Here is a 6,000-nt window from a genome sequence, read left to right as displayed (position 1 = left end):
CTATGTCGCTAAGCGGCAAAGCCGCCAAGCGCCACCGAACCCCTGCGGGTTTCGGCCGCGAGCGGTTTCGGGCTGATATCCAGGGGCAACGGCTGCAGACGGCTGCGCCGTCGCGTTCACTGGCCACATAAAGCCGTGGCCGCTGAGGACCGGACCGGCAAAGCCGTCCGGGGTGTGTTCTTGCCGTTTTCGCGCGCGGCGGACCTGTTCCGGTCAGTCCAGGCGCGGAGGGCCGTTCGTAGCACCGCCGGTTCAGGCAGAAAGGGGTGAAGTGCACGCCGCCAAAAACTTTTTGCCTGGTGCCGCAAAAACTTTTCGTCGTCGCCCCTTTATGCCCTCTCTTCGTCGTTGCTCCTTTGCCCTTCGCCGCGACTGGATCGACCGAAACATGACAACCCACCTGAGCAGGAGAAATGCCATGAACACACACAACGTCAACGTCAAAACCGCCACGCCAGAATCTCCCAAAACATGGGGGAACGGCCATGTGATGCACGTGGCGAACGTGCACTGAAACCGGCAATGACACACCGGAAACTGACTAAAGGAGCGACACGATGAAAGAACCGTATACCGCCGCCACGCTGGCGGCCACGCAGTCAGAAATCCCGGGCCTGACGCCGGGCCTGGCAGAAAGTCTGGCGACCCTGACGGAGCTGGGAAAGCACCGCCTCAGCGCCCGCGAGGAGCACGAGCACCTGCGGCTCACACTGCACGACATGGCGCAGCAGATTGCCGATACCGTGCAGGACAGCGCACTGCCGCTGTCATCGTTTAGCGCGTGGATTGTGGCGAGTCATATCGTGCACGCGCAGTTCGGCAGCCGGGGCGAGGTGATCTGGGGGCGGGCGAGCGGCGCACTGGCGGCACGCCTGACGGATATCAGCCTCCGCATGGAGCCCGACGACACACAGACGTAAAAAAGGCAGGGTTGCCCCTGCCTTCTCAACGGTCGCCAGATAGCGCTGGCGACCTCATCAAAACCAACACTAGAGGTGTAGTTATGAATTTTGACCCGCAAATCGTCGCACAGGCGCAGGCGTTTGTAAAAGGCTTTAACAGCGGTCGCGGCGTGCGCGTCCCGAAAATGACATTCAGCAGCTGGCCGCACTTCATGCACGCCGTGCGTCAGCAGCTGGAGGTACAGTCATGAGCGTACAAAACACCCTGTCCCCGGACGCGGCGCAGCAAAAGGTGACGCAGGCCGACATCACGCGCGCGCTGGGCGAATTCTGCTTTATCCGCCTGGACAACGGCGACGAAGCCTTTTATTACAACGGATTCTGGCTCACCGGTGCGGATGGCGAAAGTAACGAACCGTCGGTGCTGGGGCTCGCACAGCGCACCGCCCGGGCGGGCAACAAGCATCTGCGCTGCGTCGAGCTGCCGGTGCCGGAGGACAAAGAGTGGTGCTGGGATGACGTAGCCACAGAACTGGCGCGCTGCGCCGTCACGCGCGAGCTGCGCGGCGAACTGATTGTGACCGGCAGCGAAACCCGATACGGGCGGGGTATCCACATCTGCAACGATCCGCTGCTGAGAGGCATCAACAGCAACCTGTGGTTCCCGCTCAACCCGGCGGAGGACTGGTTTACGGGCATCGAGCGCGTACTGATGATGAACGGCGTGGCGGAGAACGTGGTGCGCATTGAATCGCTGCGCGACTGCGCGGCGTACCATGACTGGAAGGTGGTTTATAACCGGAAGGTCACAGACTAGAACGAAAAAAGGCAGGGGAGGAGACCCCCCTGCCTCCTTTCGCCGCCGGCTAAGTCGGTGCCGGGCGGTTTAACAGCTGACTTTGGGGGAACATCCGTTGTTCCCGATGAAAACTATAGCACCGGCCATCTTTAAGTGGCAAAACACCTGCAGAACATTATATTCAGTGCAGCCTGACCGCGCGGCGTGCGAGGAGACGATGATGAGTTTTTTAATGCTGGGTTCCCTGCTGAGCCTGGGTTATGCGCTGGCCTTCCGGTTCGTGGTACCGGTCGATATAAGCCTGACATACTGGTGCGGCTACGCGATGTGCTTCGTGCTGGCGCGCCTGCTGGCCTCAAAGCACCCACAGCCCGCAGGTGACTGGGTAGTGATGAAACTCCTTGCGCTGGCCGTTCCGGTGGGCGGCGTGTCTCTGTGCGTGTGGGGCGCAATGAACCTGCTGGCTGACCCGGCGACGGGCGGACCGGCAGACGATGACATGCTGTACTCTGCATCCCACGGGCTGCTGCTGCCGCTTTTGTCCATGATAATGGGTGCGGCCATCGTAGCGGTTTCGCTGTACCGCATCAGGACGCGCGCGCAGGGATAAACCCCACGGCTAAGCCGGTAAAAAACCTGTGCTGACGCACCGGCTTTCTTCCGTCGCGTGCGCTTACTCATGTGAGACAGACGTCGAGCTGTCCTGCTCTCTTTGCTCCTGCTGCTGTGCTTCTGCCATTTCCCTCCTGAAATAATACACACCCACACGTCACGGGCCATGGCCCCCTTCGGCTCCCCGGCAAGCCGGGTCGTCGAGCCCTACTCCGCTAACCGGCAGAGCCGGCAAGCTCCGCCGGACCGCGAGGGACCGCGTTCCGGGCCTGCGGCTAGGGGCTGATGGCTGAGGTCAACTCCTGCAGCGGGCTCGCGCCCGCGCGTTCACTGGCCACGAAAAGCCGTGGCCGCTGAGGCCCGGACCGGCAAAGCCGTCCGGGGTGCATTCCTGCTTATCCCGCCCCCGTCTGCGCATGTTACGGCCAGTCCGTTGCGGAGGGCTGGTCGTAGCACCGCCGGTTCAGGCAGAAAGGGGTGAAGTGCACGCCGCCAAAAACTTTTTGCGTGGTGCCGCAAAAACTTTTCGTCGTCGCCCCTTTATGCCCTCTCTTCGTCGTTGCTCCTTTGCCCTTCGCCGCAACGAACTCACCGAAACATGGTTTCAGCAACCGACAACAGGAGAACCAGCATGAACACACAGAACGTCAAAACCGCCGCTGCCGAATCTACCGAAACATGGGTGAAAGGACAGGAAAGCATCGACCTGAGCCCGGCTCAGTTTGCGGACCTGTACCGCTGGATCCGTGCGAACGGGGAGTTTACCGGCGTGGCAGGCGTGCACAGTGCCGTACTGGCCGGGTTGACGCTGATTGAGGAGCCCACCCCGGAGCCGGAAGCCCTGAAGATTTATGTCCACAAAGGCTGGCCCGCAGTCGTCCAGGAATACGACACCGGATTTGTGGTCGTCCGGGAGTATTACGCCGCCGCTGCGGCCGGGAACTGATCCCGGTCAGAAAACAGATTTATTTCACACTCTTTCTCAATTTAAGGAATCTGATTATGGTCCGTTTTGCTACCCGCTACGCTGCCCCGACCTCCGTACGTAAAAATCACCCGCTGAGCAATGACGAATTAATGCGCGTCGTGCCGAGCGCATTTTCCGAAGAGAAACATGACTCGCGCTCAGACCGTTATACCTATATTCCGACCGTTACACTGCTGGATAAACTGCGCGAGGAAGGCTTTCAGCCTTATTTTGCGAGCCAGTCCCGCGTGCGCGACCCGGAGCGCCGCGACTTTACCAAACACATGATCCGCCTGCGCCGGGGATATAATAACGGCGGCGGGGAAGTACCTGAAATTGTATTACTGAACAGCCACGACGGCTCCAGCAGCTATAAAATGATCCCCGGTATTTTCCGGCAGGTGTGCAGCAACGGCCTGGTGTGCTGGAAATCATTTGGTGAAATCAGCGTGCCGCATAAAGGCGATATCGTGTCACAGGTGATTGAGGGCGCTTATGAGGTGCTCGGTGTATTCGACAGGGTTGAAAATAACATCGACATCATGAAAGGGATTCAGGTTAACAATGAAGAACGCCGCCTGCTGGGTCAGCTGGCGCTGGATTATAAGTATGACGGGAAAGAGCCGCCGGTAACAGCCGAGCGGATTATTCAGCCGCGCGCCTGGTATGACAAAGGCACCGACTTATGGACTGCGTTTAATATCGTGCAGGAAAACCTGATCAAGGGCGGTATCACCGGCAGAACGGCAAAGGGAAAAAGAACCACCACGCGCCCGGTAACGGGTATTGATGGCGATATTAAGCTGAATCAGGCGCTGTGGAAAATGGCGGAAGAGTTTGCAAAACTCAAATCATAACGGTTAACCCCGGCTGCCGGGGTTATTTTGATGCGGTGCTGACGTCCGCGCTGAGAAAGGTTTCCGGCGCGGGCGTTTTTTTATTCTGTTGTGACATGGCGGCGTAAACTTCATCGCGGGCGATCAGCACGCGGTAAATACTTTTTATGATGGCCGCATATTCACGTCGCTGTTTTATCAGCTTCGGGCTGGGGCCGGTGTTATACATCCCGACGCTGTCCCAGTTCCTGCCGTACTGCCTGAAGTTGCGCGCCTCGATCCACGCGCCGGTGTAAATGCAGATGCACGGATCCTTAAGCAACCTTTCCCGCGTAATATCAAACCTTTTCAGCTGATTAAAGTGAGAGCTGTTAATCTGCATATTACAGACGTCGTGCGTTCCGCCGCTGCTTTTCGTGTTCAGGGCGTTATTACGCATGCGCGACTCCTGTATTGAATGTGCCATCAGCAGGCGCGGATCAATGCCGAAATCCTGACCAGCTTTTGTGAAACACATTTCCGGCGCGGCCTGCACGCTGAATACAGCGGCAAGCCCGAAAGCTGCAAACCATTTCATTCTTATTGTCTCACGTACATGCGCATAAAGCGCCAGGCGGGTTCGTGTGAAAAATACGCACTCAGGTCGTCTGATGCAAGATAATTCGTTACAGACGCGCACGGTGCGCTGACGGGCAGGTGATGAACATCGTCAGGGATATAAAGAATTCAGGAGGATAGCGTTATTTAACAAGCCGCTCTTGAGATATATAATTCCATCACACCCTACGCAAGATTTTATCTTGCTGTTTTTGTGTTTTAATTCATTGTGTTATGAGGACTTATTGATTATTTGCAAGGTGTATGTGCCTGTTTTGTCGTAGGAAACGACGACACAATGGTGTCGTAAGCTACGATAGTGTATCGTCGGTTCCTACTACCTGTTGTCGTAGGTTCCTGCGATACAGTATCGTAGGAATGTAGATGTGATTTTTAATCAGTGTATTGTATGTCGTACAGTGTCACACTCTACGACATGATGGTGTCGGTAACGACTACCTGTATAAATCAGAATTCCAGAGCAAAGTGCACACTCAGTGCTGGTATCGTCTGATAGTGCAGTTAAACCGGCCACAGCACGAAACGCTAAAGAAAATATGACGGTGGTTAATTAAGCCACTCAGGAGAAAAGATAATGGGCAGAATGGGCATTTACGTCAAAGATAAAATTGAGAAGGAAATCAGGGATATTTATCTTCTGGACATTCAGAACGGGGCCAGCCCGGCCGAAGTCAGCCTGTCATCAACGTGCAATGAATTATTACGGCTTGGTCTGATTATGCATAAAGCCAAAAACAAAGAGGACACCTTCAATCAGAAAGAATTTAACCGCGAACTCATCAGAAAAGTCAGCGGCAGTAAAGAAGGTATTATGATATTACTGACCATGATGACAGAACTGTATGTTAACGCAACAGGAGGAGGCGGAACCGAGCGCATAGACACGCTGCTGAGCCAGTACCTGGCCGAAATTGACAGCTCTGAAAGCGATGCCGATAACCGGCATTTTGTCCGGCATGAAGAGAGCGGCCATGCTGACGCCTGACATCGTTATGAGTAACAGTTTTAAAACTTATTAATAAACGGTAAGGGTCAGGGATAAGTATTAAATAGTTTAAGTTTCCCCCTCAGAATGGCTGCTGAGCGTAGCGGGGGGAGAAAAAACAAATGTATCCTTATCCCCCTGCACCCTGCGCGCTCTCCGGATATCCCGTTTTAATCCGGGTGGCAGTCAGCACCCGGCATGGCATACAGAAAGCGCCTGAAGAATGGGTGAAATTACCTGCCACGGAATCTAGGTTGTGTGTTTCAGATGTGGCCAGGATG

The 6,000-nt window shown here is 55.8% G+C and carries 8 protein-coding genes; 7 read left to right on the top strand and 1 reads right to left on the bottom strand.

Going from position 1 to position 6,000, the window contains the following annotated elements; genetic code table 11:
* Window positions 1-557: 557 nt before the first annotated feature.
* The 6 genes from KOL70_RS23520 (at window position 558) to KOL70_RS23495 (ending at window position 4,137) form a co-directional block, all read left to right on the top strand.
* On the top strand, window positions 558-920 hold the full coding sequence (locus KOL70_RS23520) for a hypothetical protein (protein WP_215481785.1): 363 nt from the start codon (window positions 558-560) through the stop codon (window positions 918-920).
* Window positions 921-1,003: 83 nt separating this feature from the next.
* Window positions 1,004-1,153: a succinate dehydrogenase flavoprotein subunit gene (locus tag KOL70_RS23515; RefSeq protein ID WP_215481784.1), complete on the top strand. Its 150-nt coding sequence runs from the start codon at window positions 1,004-1,006 to the stop codon at window positions 1,151-1,153.
* Window positions 1,150-1,719, top strand: a complete 570-nt coding sequence (locus KOL70_RS23510; protein WP_215481783.1) for a hypothetical protein — start codon at window positions 1,150-1,152, stop codon at window positions 1,717-1,719. Before KOL70_RS23515 ends, KOL70_RS23510 begins: the two co-directional genes overlap by 4 nt.
* Before the next feature lie 199 nt (window positions 1,720-1,918).
* Window positions 1,919-2,311: a hypothetical protein gene (locus tag KOL70_RS23505; RefSeq protein WP_215481782.1), complete on the top strand. Its 393-nt coding sequence runs from the start codon at window positions 1,919-1,921 to the stop codon at window positions 2,309-2,311.
* Between the two features lie 633 nt (window positions 2,312-2,944).
* Entirely contained in the window at window positions 2,945-3,259 is a 315-nt protein-coding gene (locus KOL70_RS23500; RefSeq protein WP_215481781.1) for a hypothetical protein, read from the top strand.
* A gap of 56 nt (window positions 3,260-3,315) precedes the next feature.
* Window positions 3,316-4,137, top strand: coding sequence for a DUF932 domain-containing protein (locus KOL70_RS23495; RefSeq protein WP_215481780.1), 822 nt, complete (start codon window positions 3,316-3,318; stop codon window positions 4,135-4,137).
* Window positions 4,138-4,159: 22 nt separating this feature from the next.
* Here the strand turns inward: KOL70_RS23495 and KOL70_RS23490 are convergent, their stop codons facing one another.
* The gene (locus KOL70_RS23490; protein WP_211726038.1) at window positions 4,160-4,693 is read right to left on the bottom strand and encodes a lytic transglycosylase domain-containing protein; all 534 of its coding nucleotides are present in this window, start codon (window positions 4,691-4,693) and stop codon (window positions 4,160-4,162) included.
* A 615-nt stretch (window positions 4,694-5,308) separates the two neighbouring features.
* Between KOL70_RS23490 and KOL70_RS23485 the strand changes: the two genes are divergently transcribed.
* Window positions 5,309-5,719 (top strand): relaxosome protein TraM, encoded by a 411-nt coding sequence (locus KOL70_RS23485; RefSeq protein WP_059012500.1) that lies wholly within the window; start codon window positions 5,309-5,311, stop codon window positions 5,717-5,719.
* The last annotated feature ends 281 nt before the right edge of the window (window positions 5,720-6,000 follow it).

The organism is Pantoea sp. B270 (genome assembly GCF_018726825.1).
GTDB lineage: Bacteria > Pseudomonadota > Gammaproteobacteria > Enterobacterales > Enterobacteriaceae > Pantoea > Pantoea dispersa.
This window is presented reverse-complemented; position numbering and strand designations above follow the sequence as displayed.